This window comes from Microcoleus sp. F4-D5 (genome assembly GCF_036704885.1).
In the GTDB taxonomy this organism is placed as follows: Bacteria; Cyanobacteriota; Cyanobacteriia; order Cyanobacteriales; family Microcoleaceae; genus Microcoleus.
In genome coordinates this window covers 1-14,651 of record NZ_JAUBSX010000080.1, presented here as the reverse complement: position 1 = coordinate 14,651, position 14,651 = coordinate 1, and the positions used below count along the sequence as shown (strand labels likewise).

10 protein-coding genes are annotated in these 14,651 nt (G+C 47.8%); 3 read left to right on the top strand and 7 right to left on the bottom strand.

Annotated elements, in window-relative coordinates; genetic code table 11:
- Window positions 1–221: 221 nt before the first annotated feature.
- Together QUA80_RS27150 and QUA80_RS27145 are read right to left on the bottom strand one after the other, a co-directional pair.
- Complete coding sequence (locus QUA80_RS27150) at window positions 222–7,514, bottom strand: DUF4347 domain-containing protein (RefSeq protein ID WP_333428094.1); 7,293 nt, start codon at window positions 7,512–7,514, stop codon at window positions 222–224.
- A 465-nt stretch (window positions 7,515–7,979) separates the two neighbouring features.
- Window positions 7,980–8,876 carry an AraC family transcriptional regulator gene (locus tag QUA80_RS27145; RefSeq protein WP_333428093.1) on the bottom strand — a complete coding sequence of 299 codons (897 nt, stop codon included), beginning with the start codon at window positions 8,874–8,876 and terminating at the stop codon, window positions 7,980–7,982.
- 200 nt (window positions 8,877–9,076) lie between these two features.
- On the opposite strand from QUA80_RS27145, the gene ctpA reads away from it, so the two are divergent.
- Window positions 9,077–10,315: a carboxyl-terminal processing protease CtpA gene (gene ctpA, locus QUA80_RS27140; protein WP_333428107.1), complete on the top strand. Its 1,239-nt coding sequence runs from the start codon at window positions 9,077–9,079 to the stop codon at window positions 10,313–10,315.
- Between the two features lie 87 nt (window positions 10,316–10,402).
- Here ctpA and QUA80_RS27135 read toward each other — a convergent pair whose 3' ends face one another.
- Window positions 10,403–10,819 carry a slr1601 family putative cell division protein gene (locus tag QUA80_RS27135; RefSeq protein ID WP_333428092.1) on the bottom strand — a complete coding sequence of 139 codons (417 nt, stop codon included), beginning with the start codon at window positions 10,817–10,819 and terminating at the stop codon, window positions 10,403–10,405.
- An 88-nt stretch (window positions 10,820–10,907) separates the two neighbouring features.
- Here QUA80_RS27135 and QUA80_RS27130 point away from each other — a divergent pair, with 88 nt between their 5' ends.
- On the top strand, window positions 10,908–11,054 hold the full coding sequence (locus QUA80_RS27130) for a hypothetical protein (RefSeq protein WP_333428091.1): 147 nt from the start codon (window positions 10,908–10,910) through the stop codon (window positions 11,052–11,054).
- Window positions 11,055–11,098: 44 nt separating this feature from the next.
- Here the strand turns inward: QUA80_RS27130 and psaM are convergent, their stop codons facing one another.
- Window positions 11,099–11,194, bottom strand: a complete 96-nt coding sequence (psaM, locus tag QUA80_RS27125) for a photosystem I reaction center subunit XII (RefSeq protein ID WP_015174804.1) — start codon at window positions 11,192–11,194, stop codon at window positions 11,099–11,101.
- Between the two features lie 459 nt (window positions 11,195–11,653).
- Between psaM and QUA80_RS27120 the strand changes: the two genes are divergently transcribed.
- Complete coding sequence (locus QUA80_RS27120; RefSeq protein ID WP_333428090.1) at window positions 11,654–12,424, top strand: TerC family protein; 771 nt, start codon at window positions 11,654–11,656, stop codon at window positions 12,422–12,424.
- A 357-nt stretch (window positions 12,425–12,781) separates the two neighbouring features.
- Here QUA80_RS27120 and QUA80_RS27115 read toward each other — a convergent pair whose 3' ends face one another.
- From QUA80_RS27115 to QUA80_RS27105, 3 genes are all read right to left on the bottom strand, one after another.
- Window positions 12,782–13,270: a cupin domain-containing protein gene (locus tag QUA80_RS27115; RefSeq protein WP_333428089.1), complete on the bottom strand. Its 489-nt coding sequence runs from the start codon at window positions 13,268–13,270 to the stop codon at window positions 12,782–12,784.
- A 59-nt stretch (window positions 13,271–13,329) separates the two neighbouring features.
- On the bottom strand, window positions 13,330–13,956 hold the full coding sequence (locus QUA80_RS27110; protein WP_333428088.1) for a TMEM175 family protein: 627 nt from the start codon (window positions 13,954–13,956) through the stop codon (window positions 13,330–13,332).
- A 290-nt stretch (window positions 13,957–14,246) separates the two neighbouring features.
- Entirely contained in the window at window positions 14,247–14,522 is a 276-nt protein-coding gene (locus QUA80_RS27105) for a nucleotidyltransferase family protein (protein WP_333428087.1), read from the bottom strand.
- Window positions 14,523–14,651: the final 129 nt, after the last annotated feature.

The following is a 14,651-nucleotide window of genomic DNA, read 5'->3' as shown; positions in this document are numbered from 1 at the left end:
AATCTGTTAGCATCGGAAGTATTCCTATTTTTTTTCTATTTATCTGCGTGAATTCGTGTATAGTCCTTGTCCTGGGCGGTTAATACCTTCTCTTTTTTTTACCGCAGATGAGGGCGGATCAACGCGGATTAACGCAGATGAATTAGAGGGATTTTGGTTGGAGAGTCCGTGATTGTTGAACTAATTTTAGAGACGCTGAATTTGCCAGTGTTCCTAATCTTTTAAGTGAAATTGGCGATGCTAATTTGGTTGGCTGTCACGCCATTGATAGCTGCTAAAATTTCGCCCGTTGCTGTCAAGCTGATTAAAGCTGCACTGTTGCTAGGGATAATAGAAAGTTGCGAGAAGGTTAAATTGTCTGCAAGGGCGAGGAAGTCGATGCCGGCTTCAAAATCGAGAATGATATCGCTGCCAGAATTGGCTGAAATTAAGAAGCGATCGCTCCCATTTCCTCCTATCAAACTGTCATCGCCGTTTTCACCGCTGAGAAAATCGTCGCCGTTACCGCCCAGCAGAATATCGCTAGCTTGACCGCCGTAAAGACTGTCATTGCCTTCCCCTCCACTCAAGCTATCTTGACCGCGATTTCCAAATAGGATATCTTCCCCATTATTGCCCAACAAATTATCGCTTTCTTTGCCGCCGTAAACAGTGTCGTCGCCGTCGCCACCGTCGAGGGAATCGTTGCCTTGATTGCCCTGTATCCAGTCGTTGCCGCCAAAACCGCTGAGAGTATCATTGCCGCGTTTGCCGGCCATTGTATCGCTGCCGCTGTCGCCGGAGAGGCTGTCGTCGCCGTCAGTACCGGTGAGATTGGAGTTAGCTGCGATCGCATCTATTTCTCCTTCAATCACCGCAACAGCAGGTGTATCGGGCAATGTCGTTTGTTGAATTTTGGTATCTAAGGCAGTACCAGTATTTTCGGCAAGAACTTGGGCGATCGATTTCGTACCTGTACCGACTGCTTTTAAGTCTTCAGAGGTTGCGCCTAGGGCTACTTTTTGCACGCGGGCAACTTCTCGGTTAATTGAAACTGTTGCTGTGTTGGATACAACTCGGTCAATGCGTTGATTTGCTTCGGCCATTACCTTAGCTGCATCGGGGGCAATTTGCAACAATTGCTGAGTGTTTAAATCCGAGTCAAATTGTTGCGCTGCGGTGGCGGCGCGATCGACAATTGTTGCTAACTGGTTGGCATCGCTGAGATTGAGAGTTGTCCCCGATTGAATTTGTTGAACGATCGCGCTGACAACTGCTTTTACGGTGTCGGTATTTTCCAGAATCGACGCACCGTCTATTAAAGCAGCAGTTTGGGTAATGACGTTTTGTACCTTGACCATTGCAGTCAAAGTTTCTACTCCACCCGCGATCGCGTTTTCGGTAGCTGCGATCGGATCTAAGCTAGTTATGTCAACATTAGCGGGAATGGAAAGAGAAGATTTGACGAGAGATTCGGCGCGATCGCTGTCAATTCCTTTGTCAATTAAATCCGCTACTAAACTGGTTAACAAGGTGACAACAGTAGCGTAAGGCGGGGCAGTGACAGGCGTTTCCAAAGGCAAACCCGTAGCAGTATCAATGCCGCCGAAAGCAACAATATTGCCTTCCTCTGGATCGAGTTCGCCATTTTGATTTTTGTCGAAAATGTTGGAGTCGAGATCGAGATCGAATTCGCCGCTATCGCTAGTAGTAGCAGAAGGTTCGCTAGCATCGAGTACACCGTTTTTGTTGGCGTCGAAAAAGACAGTAGCGCCAGCGATGTAACCGTCAATGACAAAACCGCCGAGGGCATTACTCTTGAACCGAATTACCTCGCTAACACTCGCGCCAGATTCGTCAGTTCCCGTTACTTTCAGCCAATAATTGAACGATGCTGGACGAGTCGGGCCTAAATTAATCGTGCGAGTTGCGGAATTAAAAGTTAGCCAGGAAGGCAAAGGAATTTCCGGGAAACTTGAACCGGCAATTGGTTGGCGGTAGGAACCGCCATTGCGATCGGTTCTCCAGGTAAATGCAGATGAACTTAAAGCGCTAAAATTTGCCAGGGCGATCGAATAATTGATGCTGTCACCCGGATCGGAATCAGTATCAGTATTGGCCGCTAAAGTAAAAGCATTGCCAGTTTGAGAAAAACCCAGCGCTGCACTTTGAGAAAACACAGAACGATTGACAACTGGCGGGTTGTTGCCGACAATACCTTGAGCCAATGCCAGCATATCAACGCGCTTGAAGTTTAGGCCAGTATTGATAACGTTATCGTCTTCGTCGTCGCCGTCATTGATGGTGACGCCGGTTGACTGCAAGAAATTCGCAAACTCAGTTGGTGTCAGCCGGCGGCCCAAATCTCGCTGGGCTAACTGTTGCGCTAGCACTGCTATTCCAGCAACATGAGGTGCAGCTTGACTCGTACCGGAATAGCTAGTCAAAGGGGTGTTAGGGCCAGCACCGGTAATTAAAGTACCGGGAGCAAAAACGGTTGTTAAAGTGGAGTGGCGCTGAGAATAGGGTGTAATGCGATCGGCATCGGTGGTATAGGCGATCGCGCCAGATCCGTGTGTCCGATAACCCCGGTTCGCATCGTACACCGCACCAATTGAGAGTGAGTTAGCATCCGCTGCGGGGTAGCCAACACCCTGAACGCTGTTATAGCCCAACGGCCCGAAATCGTTCCCCGATGCGGAAACAACAATTACATTCCGTGCTGCTAGCGCTGCTAGTTCATCGCTAATGCTGCGTGTTTGTGAGGTGTTGTAATTGCGACCATCACTGATCGACATATTCACACTGGCGATATTGTAGGCCGCTGCGTTTTCTATCACCCACTGCAAAGCTTGTTCTATATCTGCGAAAGTGCCGCTGCCCGTATCATCCAAAACTTTGAGATGAATGATGTTAGCACGGGGTGCCATCCCTGTCTGGACTCCATTTTGGGAAGTAGCAATACTAGAGACGTTTGAACCGTGTCCGTCAACGTCGTCAGCTTCGTCATCGCCATAGGCGTAATCGTAATTGTAGACAATGCGATCGGCAACGCCGTCTGAATCACTATCAGAACCAAAAAATGGGTCGTCTCGATCGATGCCAGTATCCAAAATTACAGTTGCAAAACCATTGCCGTCTATTCCGGCAAAACGCGGTGCGGCGCGGAAATCATCGATGTTAATCAGCGGGCCAGATATGTCAGTGGCGGGGGCGAATGTTCCGTCTATAACTGAGATCAACTCTCCAGCTTTGTAGACTCGGGCATCTGAACCTGTAGTGGTTATGCCTGGAAGACGGGGTACGACAGACAAGTTGAGATTGTAAGGAGTTTCTCCACCGTTGGCTGAGGAGACTCGAACGTAGTAAGTACCGTGTTCTAAAGTGCGGTTAATTGACTCGGATGCGGTGCCCAAATTGTTGGAAGTGGCGATCGTATTTCCGCGACTGTCGAGCAACTCAACTTTAGCATCTGCATTCATTCCGGTCAGCGACAAGTTGAAGTCATTCCTAGCACCTAAACTGAATTTGTAGTAATCATCAATGTTGCTGCTGCTGATAGCATCGCTATAGCTTCCGGTACTGGAGCCTATAGCGATTCTTCTGACTAAATTATCAGCAGGTATCGTCGGCGGCATGATGACTTGCACTGCTGTTGGTGTCGGCCGAAAAACTGTAGGCGTTGGTGTTAGTGTCGGCGGAAAAACTGTAGGCGTTGGTGTTGGTGTCGGTGTTGGTGTCGGTGTAATTGGTGGTGTTGGTGTCGGTGTTGGCGTCGGTGTAATTGGTGATGTTGGCGTCGGCGTCGGTGTTGGCGTCGGTGTAATTGACGGTGTTGGCGTCGGCGTCGGTGTTGGCGTCGGTGTAATTGGCGATGTTGGCGTTGGTGTAGTTGACGGTGTTGGTGTAGTTGACGGTGTTGGCGTTGGTGTAGTTGACGGTGTTGGCGTTGGTGTAGTTGACGGTGTTGGCGTTGGTGTAGTTGACGGTGTTGGCGTCGGTGTAGTTGACGGTGTTGGCGTCGGTGTAGTTGACGGTGTTGGCGTCGGTGTAGTTGACGGTGTTGGCGTTGGTGTTGGTGTTGGCGTGTCATTGTCGGTAATGGCGACAGTGACAGGCCCGATCGCAATTCCGCTATATTTCGCGTCGGTACTTGTTACGGCGTGATTGATTGTGCCTGTGTGAGTACCTTCTACAACTGTGTCATCCGTCGCAATCACAGTTACAGTTTGGGCAATATTCCAATTAGTAGCGTCGAAGCTAATGGGGGCGATCGCACTTATTTGATTCCCGCCGTCAAAGCTGACTGTTACCGGCGCTGTTGGCTGCGAATTTAGCTGAAGTGTATAACTTCCCGTTGCACCGCCTTCTGCTGCTGCGGTACTGGCGGGATTAACGGTAACGCCGACTGTATCGCTGTCGCTGTTAGTAACGCTGACATCGGAGGGATTGAAATTGCTGTAATTGCTGTCTGTACTAACAGCAGCCTCAGTGACAATAGTATAACCAATATCGCCGTCAGCGATATTGTCGCCAACACCTGTCACCGTTACCGTTTGGGCCTGATTCCAGTTATTGGGAGTGAAACTTAAGGTATTAGTAGAAATTGTTCCTTCTGCAGGATTGGAACTGCTTAAAGCGACAGTAACAGGTGCCGTAGGTTGAGTGTTGAGGACAACACTGAAATTAGCCGTACCTCCCGCTTCTGTTGTAGTTAATCCTGCTGTGGGATTAACGGTAATGCCGGGAGTTTCGTTGTCGCTATTCGTAACGCTGACATCGGCAGGATTGAAATTGCTGTAATTGCTGTCTGTACTAACAGCCGCAGCGGTGACAATATTGTAAGTTTGATTGCCGTCAGCAATATTGTCGTCAACGCCAGTAATAGTTACTGTTTGCGGCGCACTCCAATTGGCGGGAGTGAATGTCAGCGAGGGTGTAGAAACTGTTCCCTCGGCAACATTGGAACTGCTTAAGCCAACAGTCACGTTAGCAGTTGGTTGAGAGTTGAGTCGGACGGTAAATGTTGCTGTTCCTCCTGCTTCTGTTGTCGTTAATCCGCTATCGGGATTGACGGCAATTCCAGCAGTGTCGTCATTAGTAATAGTAGTTGTCGCACTGGCAGTTGTAATTGTTGGAGTCGGCCCTGGTGCGATCGGATTTGATAAGGTGACAGTAATAGTTTCGTCCGGTTCGATCGCGCTGTCGCCCAAAACGTTCAAAGTAATCGTTTTCGATGTCTCGCCCGCAGCAAAATTAACCGTACCGTTAACGTCAGTTGCCCCGGAAGTGCCGCCGATATTGTTGTAATCGCTGCCGTTTGTAGCAGTTCCGGCGATCGCATAATTGACGCTGCTGGCTGCACCTATACCGCCGCTGCGAGTAACGGTAAAAGTAACGGATACAGTTCCCGTATTGCCTTCAGCTACCGCAGCTACAGCGGCGGCAACAGCATAAGAAACAGTGCCGTTACTGGGAATAGTTAGGGTCGCTTGATTTGTCGTACCTGCAATGCCACCTGCGATCGTACCAAAGTTGAGAATGACTGTTTCTGCATTCTCAGCGATATTGTCAGGTTTAATAGTGACTGCAATATTTTGTGCCGTACTTGTTCCGCCTGCGGGGAAAGTTAGCGAAGTCGGCGATAGGGTGTAGTCAGAATTTTGGGTAGCGCTGCTGCTGGGAGCGATGACAATTGGTACAATTATATCAGCAAAAGGAGTGCCGCCGCTGACAGTAACGGGGATATTAACGACTGTATCTGCATTTCCTTCAGGCCCGCTGAAAGTAGCCGCACCGAAATTGATTGTGTTCGGTGAATTCAAGAGAACTGAAACATTATTAGAACCTCTGTTAGCAACTGCGATATCGAGTCTGTCGTCCGCATTGAAATTGGCGATCGCCAGAGAACTCGGATTTGTTCCGACGCTAAAGTTGGTCGCACTGCTAAAACCGCCAGTTCCATTTCCCGCCAAAATTGAAACGTTATTAGAACCGCTGTTGCTAACAGCTAAATCCAGTCTGCTGTCGCGATTAAAATCGCCAATTTTAATCGCACTTGGGTTTAAGCCAACATTAATGTTGGTCGGACTGCCAAAGCTGCCATTTCCTGTTCCCAATAAAAGTGAGATGCTGTTAGAACCGCTGTTGGCGACCGCGAGATCGAGAAAATTGTCGCCGTTCAAATCTCCGACTGCGATCGCACTCGGACTTTGACCGACATTAATATTAGTCGGATTGCCAAAACCACCTTGACCGTTTGCCGATAATATGGTAACGTTATTAGAATTTCTGTTGGCGACCGCGAGATCGAGAAAATTGTCGCCGTTAAAATCTCCCGCAGCGATCGCGCTGGGATTTTGCCCGACATTCACAGTAGCAGGAGTGGAAAAATCCCCTTGGCCCGTTCCCAAATAAATGCCAACATTGCCTTCAGGTACAAAATCATTGCCGCTGGATTGAGTAATGGCAATATCGAGGAAATTATCAGCATTAAAATTGCCGACAGCGATCGCGCTAGGATTTTCGATGGCAGTCAAAAATCCCGGGTTGTTAAAGTTGCCATTACCCGATCCTAAAAAGATATAGATGCTGCTAAATTCGTCACCTTGTGCGGCAGTTATCGCTAAGTCGGAAAAGTTATCGCCGTTAAAATTGCCAACTGCGATCGCGGTAGGACTCAATACCGGAGTCAAATCAGTTCCAGGGTTAAATCCTCCTTGACCGTTTCCCAGTAAAATAGAAACCCTATTCGAGGTGGCGTTAGCAACAGCTAAATCTAAGATGCCATCGGTATTGAAATCGCCAGTCGCAACAAAAGATGGACTGGTTCCAACATTAAAGTTACTAGGAGAACTAAAGGTATTGAGAACGTGACTGTAAGCTGCGATCGCTTCTGGCCCAAATACAATCCCAGTTTTAATTGTCCCCGCTGTTACTGTTAATTCCCAATCGCCACCTTTTGCAGCACAACCTGTTAAATTATTAGAAGCGGCAACATTTGCTTCTGTTAGTTGACTCAGGTTTTTGACAAATTCTTTACCTATATTTCCTTGACCAACATTGCACCCGTAGAGCAAAATTTCGGCATTTGGTGTCAGCCCGCCCGCCCATTTCTTAACTGTTTTGACAAAATTGTCGGCGCTATTCCTCAAATTTTGCCAACTCAATTCAACGTTACCCAGTTGCAAACAACCGGGCTTTCCGTGGGCAATAATGTGAATTACTGAAAATTTCTTCCCCTGCAAAGCTGCGGCAATTTGTTCGATGCCGTTGCGGTTAGTTTCTAATTTAATTACTTCGGTTTCAGGGATAATACCGTCGATTAATGTTTGACAGTCGGGGACGGCAGCATCGATAAATGCGATCGCTTTTGAGGAAAGCTTAGACATTAATTTTAGGGAAACAGCCGTTGGGGCGATCCCTAAGTCTGGGATGTTTAAGTCTGGGATGTTATCGTTATTAAAGTTTTTTGCAGTGAGGGATTGGGAACTTTGGCCGGCCGGAAAGTTGGTACCGGTACTGAAAGTAGACATGATTAATTTACCTAGATGATAGTTGTGGTTTATGTGATGCCAGCAAGTCTACAAAAGCACCTGCTCTGCAGTATTGTAAATTCTTGCGGAAAACTTGCGAAAAATATAATTTTCTTGCGGAATTTATCCCTATTTGATGAAGAATTGTAACAGCGCCGGCGGGCAGGATTTTTTTACGACAGGACTTACGCCTCAATAAGCTGTGTTGCATCTAGATTGCCTGTGGTATTAGAGAGGGAGAGGGTTCGATGGGGATCGGGGGAGAGGATTTGACGATTTTCGATCGGGACTCGAAATATACAATCTAAATGCACAACAGCTTACCAAAGAAACGAAGTTTTTCACCAAAATACACAGGTTTCCCGATCGGGTAAAAAACCCGGTTTCTGAACTCCCGCAAGCCCTATGTGCAAATACTTTGAGCAACTACAAACTGCTTTTAATGTGACAGAGGTTTGAGTTTTGTTAAAGCCGATCGCGATATTTCCTAGGAGTCAAACCGACAATTTTGCAGAAGGTCTTGCTAAAGTGACTTTGGTCGTGAAATCCGACTTGTTGGGAGATATATTTTATTGATAAATCTGGTTTTATCAACAACTGTTTGGCTTTTTCAATGCGGCAGTGGGTCACGTACTGGTGGGGCGTGAATCCAGTCGATTGTTTAAACATACGGCTGAAATGATAAGAACTAATTTTCACTAAATTAGCAAGTTCACTTAAGTGCAAATCTCTGTTTATGAATTCATTAATGTAATGAATAACTAATTGCAATTGACCGGGGTCAAGACGGCCTCCAACATCTCGCAGGTTCGGTTTTTGCGCGCAATAGCTGTGCAGTATGTGCAGTGAAAGTGCGTTTTTCAGTGCATCGACATAAAGAGTACCCTTTAATCCGCCTGATTCCAGTTCGGTTTTGAGAGCCCAGGCAATTCCGCTAATCAACGGATCGCGGGTTTGCCATTGCGGTATAATTTCAATGGGATTTGAATCGATCGATTGGCAAACTGTATTGTCGAAGTCGTTAGGTTCAAGAGCGATCGCCATAAATTCATAGTCTCCGGCTGCAACTGACTGGAAATAAGTACCAGCAGCAGCGATGAACATCTGCCCGCTTTGCCACGATTCGCTACCGCAGTGTTTCCCGTTGAGTGTTCCTTTTAGTGTTGCTGAATTGAGCATCAAGCCAACCGTGTGCTGTTCGAGACAGTGTTCGGGACATTCGTTTGGCGGCTGACAGTGATATTCGACATGAATTCCTTGCCACTTTGTGCCGTGACTCGACAGGATTGCGGGGCGCGGGAGAATCACTTTCATCGCGTCTGTCTTGGCAAAATCAAGAATTAATGGTTTCTGTGGGGACATAGCTGGCACCGGCTCGACGAGTTGCTATTTTGTAGTTGACAACTGCTCGCCGTTCTACGGCGAGGATTCTTCTAAGCATCCGAGTGCGTGCGGGACTGACCTTCGGAAAACAAATCTGAGTTAAATCTGCAACAGCGTTCCCAGCGTATAAACGTAAAATACATAAAATGTCATACTTACTCGTATTTTACAGAAAAATCATGCACAGACGAGTTTTCCAGATTGCTATTGTACTTTTCCTCCAAGTCGCCCTGGTTCTAGGCCCGTGGGCCGGGCCTGCGGCGGCCCTAACTCCAGAACAGCAGCTTTTGAGCGAAGCTTGGCGCATTGTCAATCGCTCTTATGTGGACGACAAATTCAACAATCACAATTGGTGGTCGATTCGCGAAAAAGCTGTCAAGCAACCGCTCAACGACAGACAGCAGACTTACACGGCGATTCAGGGGATGCTGGCGAATCTCGACGACCCCTTCACTCGACTGCTGAAACCCGAACAGTACCGCAGCTTGCAGGTTAACACTTCGGGAGAATTGACGGGTGTGGGGCTGCAAATTGCGACCGACCCCCAGACTAATACCCTGACAGTGGTGGCTCCTTTGGCCGGCTCACCGGCGGATAAAGCCGGCATCCAACCCCTCGATCGCATTCTGAAAATTGACGGCACTCCGACCTCAGAATTGAGCCTTGACGAAGCAGCAACTCGAATGCGCGGTCGCATCGGCACTCGTGTCACCCTCACCTTGGGGCGCGAGGGAAGGGACGCTGCTGAGGAAATTGAGCTAGTGCGCGATCGCATTGCTCTGAATCCGGTTTACGCCGAATTGCAGTCGGGAGCGGAAAATTTGCCGGTGGGCTACATTCGCTTGAGTCAATTCAGCGCTAACGCTACTGAGGAAGTCGCCCGCGCGATCGACCGCTTGGAAAAACAAGGAGCCGCCGCCTACATTCTCGACCTGCGGAACAACCCGGGCGGATTGCTGCAAGCAGGGATTGAAATTGCCCGCTTGTGGCTCGATTCGGGAACGATCGTCTACACGGTTAACAGACAAGGCATTCTCGGCAGTTTTGAAGCCTCTGGAGAAGCTCTAACTCACGATCCGCTGATTGTTTTGGTGAACAAGGGAAGTGCCAGTGCTAGCGAAATTTTGGCGGGTGCGCTGCAAGATAACGGCAGAGCTCAACTGGTAGGCGAAAATACTTTTGGCAAAGGGCTGATTCAGTCGCTGTTTGATTTGTCTGACGGTTCCGGGTTGGCCGTGACTGTTGCTAAGTACGAGACACCGAACCATAAAGATATTAACAAGCTGGGGATTGCGCCCGATCGCGCAGTGCCTTTGGAACCCATCGCGCGCGATCGAATTGGCACCGAAGCCGACTTGCAATATCAAGCTGCACTGCAACTGCTGAAAGAAAAAACCGTGATGGCAAAGTCAGCTTAAGGCAAACTTGGAAGTTTTGAGCGTCGCTGCAGGGCGTCAATACACACATCTCTCTGTGCGCGGTGTCCACCCTACAACTGCTTTCCGTCAAGGTTGCGCCGTTGATTCTTGGGCATCGGGTGCTTGGGGTTCCTGCAAAATCACCGGACGCTGCTGGGGGTCAGCTTGATTGCTTTGCTCTTGCATTACAGTTTTGGCAAGACTGGGGTCAAAGTAACGGTTAAAGTCGGATCGCGACTGATTTACTCGCCCTTGGGTAAGATTGACTTCAGCTTGGATTTCGTGCAATTTTTCTTGCACCGCCCGGTAGTGAGGCCAAAGCTGAAGCAAAGCAGAAGTGGCACAGACTGAAAGTACCATGTTGACTGCCAACTTGACGCCTGTTTCGGCCGCGAGGGTTTGGTGAGGGTAGGAACGCTGGCGGCTGCTGCTGCGACGAGGAGTAACCCGAGGGGAGTTTTTTACAGGACGCAGTGGGGTAACGGTCGGTTGAATCGCTTGCATAATTTTTTTTCAAATACCTGAGACTGACGTTTTAGAGATCGAAATAGCAAATTCTGAGCTTAACGCACACTCGCCCCCGATCGTCAGGGTGCTGACAGCCAAAATTGTTGAGACCGAGGTGACGCCTGAAGACGGAATTTCCCAACAAAAATGCCTGCCCTTGCAGTATCGTCTTGCTGACCACAAACAATCTACTCCCGTGCGGCAGCAATTGTCTGTAATGCGAGAGATTTAACTGCTCAGGCAGGCATTTGGCGTTTCGCAACTGGTGTCTGGAAACTACTTGTACAGTTCAGTAGACAGCCGGAAAGCCAAGATTCCGGGAATCAAAGCAATTACGAGCGCTACGTAGACTTGGGTATCTGTTAAAGACATATTGGGAAAACTCCTTTTCGCGGGCACAAGCTTTCACCAATTTGAGACAAATTGGCGCTTTTGGGAATCATTTGTTACAACTTGCAACACAAATGGTGCGTCCGGGGAGGAGTGGAGGAGGTTCTGAGTGGGGGAATGGGGGAGTTTGTGAGTGTCGGAGGGGGAGAATTTTTCCTTGTTTCCTCGGACTGCTTAGTAGGTAGGCAGGATTAAACCGAATAACGCAACAGTATGTAAATAGGCTTAAGTCAGCCAGTAGAGAGGATTTGGACACTTTACATCGTTTACGTAGTTGCGTTTTAAAGCGCCGACTTACTTTCCTTCCGACTTTGTTCTGACGCAGTAGTGCAGAATTACCGCATTAGGTTAAGATAAGTGAAGGTGACACTAATTTTCGACAAAGCCAGTGATTTGCGCTGCGCTCTTCAATTTATAAATCTTAGGTGCACAAAATAGTTAATGCTAGATCAATTTCTCGATGCTTCGCCCAGTTTTGGAGTAGACGCCTTTTTCTTATTGTTGGTTTTGGTGGCTTTGGAGGCTGTACTTTCGGCTGACAACGCGATCGCCCTAGCGTCTATTTCTAAAGGTTTGGAAGACTCCAAGCTACAGCGACAGGCTCTCAACTTCGGCTTGGCAATCGCTTTTGTACTGCGAATCTCGCTAATTTTAACGGCTACTTGGGTGATCCGATACTGGCAGTTTGAACTGCTGGGAGCACTCTATTTGCTATGGCTAGTTTTCCAGCACTTTTCCTCCGATGCTGACGAGGAAGGAGAACATCACGGACCCAGATTTGCGTCTCTGTGGCAAGCAATTCCAGTCATTGCTCTGACGGATTTAGCGTTTTCTTTGGATAGCGTTACTACGGCGATCGCAATTTCTGACGAAACTTGGCTGGTGCTGACGGGCGCTACAATAGGAATTATCACCCTGCGATTTATGGCAGGATTGTTCATCCGCTGGCTCGATGAGTTCGTACACCTTGAAGATGCTGGCTATGTCACAGTTGGGCTGGTGGGCTTGCGACTGCTGGTGAAAGTAATTAATGACAATTTAGTTCCGCCGCAATGGCTGGTGGTTTCGAGTATCGCCGTGATATTTGTCTGGGGATTTTCTAAACGCAATACTCAATTGCCCGACGACCCACAACCTTCGGAAGTTGCTCTCAAGCAGCCCGAATCTGAACCTGTAACGCAGGAGGCGGAAGGACAGAAGTCCGAAATTTAACATACTTTCATCTAGATGTTGCTAGGAAATATCTTTGTCTTTTGTGGGTGTGGAAAATCGCTCTTTTAGTATCGATCGATTATGAACATTGCCGTATTAATGTGAGTTCAACAGCCACAGACAACAGAATATGACCTCAAGAATCAGTTTGTTCTTCTGAATCAATGGAGTTATTAATTTACCAGAAATCCATCTAAAGCTTTAAAATTGTCAAGCCAAACTCGCTCAATTCGCTTGCTCCGGCTCTCGGGGTCATGCCCGTAAGCTGCCAAAACTGTTAGCTCAAATGACTCCTTATGAGCTATCTATTTACTTCTGTGGGTTGTTGTTTTTTTAAGGTAAGAAATCGCACGATCGCTACTCGGATGGTGGAGGTACGATCTCGATACCGTACTTGGGAGCAGTAGTAAGAATTTTCTCCAAATCTTCAGGGTTCAAGGATGCTCCAAGGGTAATCTCACCATTCACGGCCTTTCCAACTTCGGCAATAAATTTCTCAAAACCAGCAGGAGTGACCCAAACCAGCATTTTAGTCGGTGTAGCGGTCGTATTTGTAAATCGGTGAAGCTGACCTTTGGGTGAATGAAGAAAGGTTCCAGCCGTCGCCACGAAAGTACGATCGTCTAGCTGGAATTCAATCTCTCCGTCTTGAACATAAAATGATTCATTTTCTCGGTTGTGCCGATGGGTCGGCGTACCGCCACCAGGTGCAACAATTACCTCACAAAGCGCATAGGCTTCACCTGTTTCTTCACCAACTGCCTTGAAGGTATAGAGGTCTTGACCAAAGTAGTAAGAACGACCTTGACCGGGTTCAACAAAAAGTCCGTTTTGATGAATAGTCATTTGTTAATTGCTAAAGCGAAGTGTTAGCTGGCTGGCGATGGCTTTTGGTCGAAAATTCTTCACGAAGTCAGACTTCTCTCAATACGCCGATCGGGGATCAGCCACATTATTGCAACTAAAACATACAGCATGAAAGCCAACCATGAGTTGACAAAGGAAAGCAGGATTGCTACGGCATAAATCACCACTGATACCTTACCCTTAAAGTCTCGCCCAAGTGCAATTGCCAGAGTGGAATCTTTACCGTGGTGAGAAATAAGGACACGAGTAAGAATGAAGTAAGCGATCGCAGCCAACAACAGCACAGTGCCATAAAGCGCAACTGGCCAGGCCGCGAAGTTGTTCTCGCCTGTCCAGGCAGTGACAAAGGGAATCAGTGACAACCAGAACAGCAGATGCAGATTAGCCCACAAAACATTACCATTGACGTGCCGAGCCGCCTGTAACAAGTGATGGTGGTTGTTCCAGTAGATACCCAGATAAATAAAACTGAGTACATAGCTCAGAAATACTGGAAGTAGCGGACGCAGCGCAGCTAAATCTGTTTCATGGGGCACTTTCAATTCCAGCACCATAATGGTGATGAGAATGGCGATTACACCATCGCTGAACGCTTCTAACCTGCCTTTACCCATTTTTGTACATCCTCCTTTTCTGCTGGCGCTGGCGATCGCTTGTAATTCCAAAAATAACTTAGCATAAGGTCGGTTGCAGTGATGTGCTATACCGATGGGCGATCGCTTGCCCTTACCGACAAAGCCAACGATTTTGCTTGCCTAATCTCGGCTCAAAACAGATAACCTTAACGGACTTTTCGCCGATCTGTTTAAGCAGTCGATCGGCAGGAGTTCTTATAAATACTCGATCGCGCAACGGGTAAAACGGGAGAAGCAGTTGTTGAAATAAAAAGAGCGATCGATTAAGGAAGCGCGATCGCGGTTATTTGACATAAATAGTTTGAGCAGTAGAGAAAATTTCAAAGGCGGCGAATCGGGTTGGAACTGCGATCGATCGCCCGTTTACTGATTAGATCGACTGGTTTGCTGAGGATTGCTTCGAGTTTTTGTTGCATTTGGGCGCGATCGAGTAGACCCCAGTTGGCTGTGGGGGCAAAAGCAACTAGGATATCGATGTCGCTGTCTGCATGAAAGTCGTCACGAAGGATCGAACCAAAGAGGGAGAGTTCGATGATTTGCCAATGTTGGCAGAATTTAGTGATTTGGTCAATTGGTAGGGCGAGATCGGTTTTCATTCAGCCTCCTTACTCATAGCACTAACGTCTAAAAAGTAAAGAGCGATCGATCTGATACCATTTTTCTAAAGTTATGCTAGAGTTACCTGAAAAGTAAAGGAGAATATTAAAATGTCTGGGCGTCCTCAT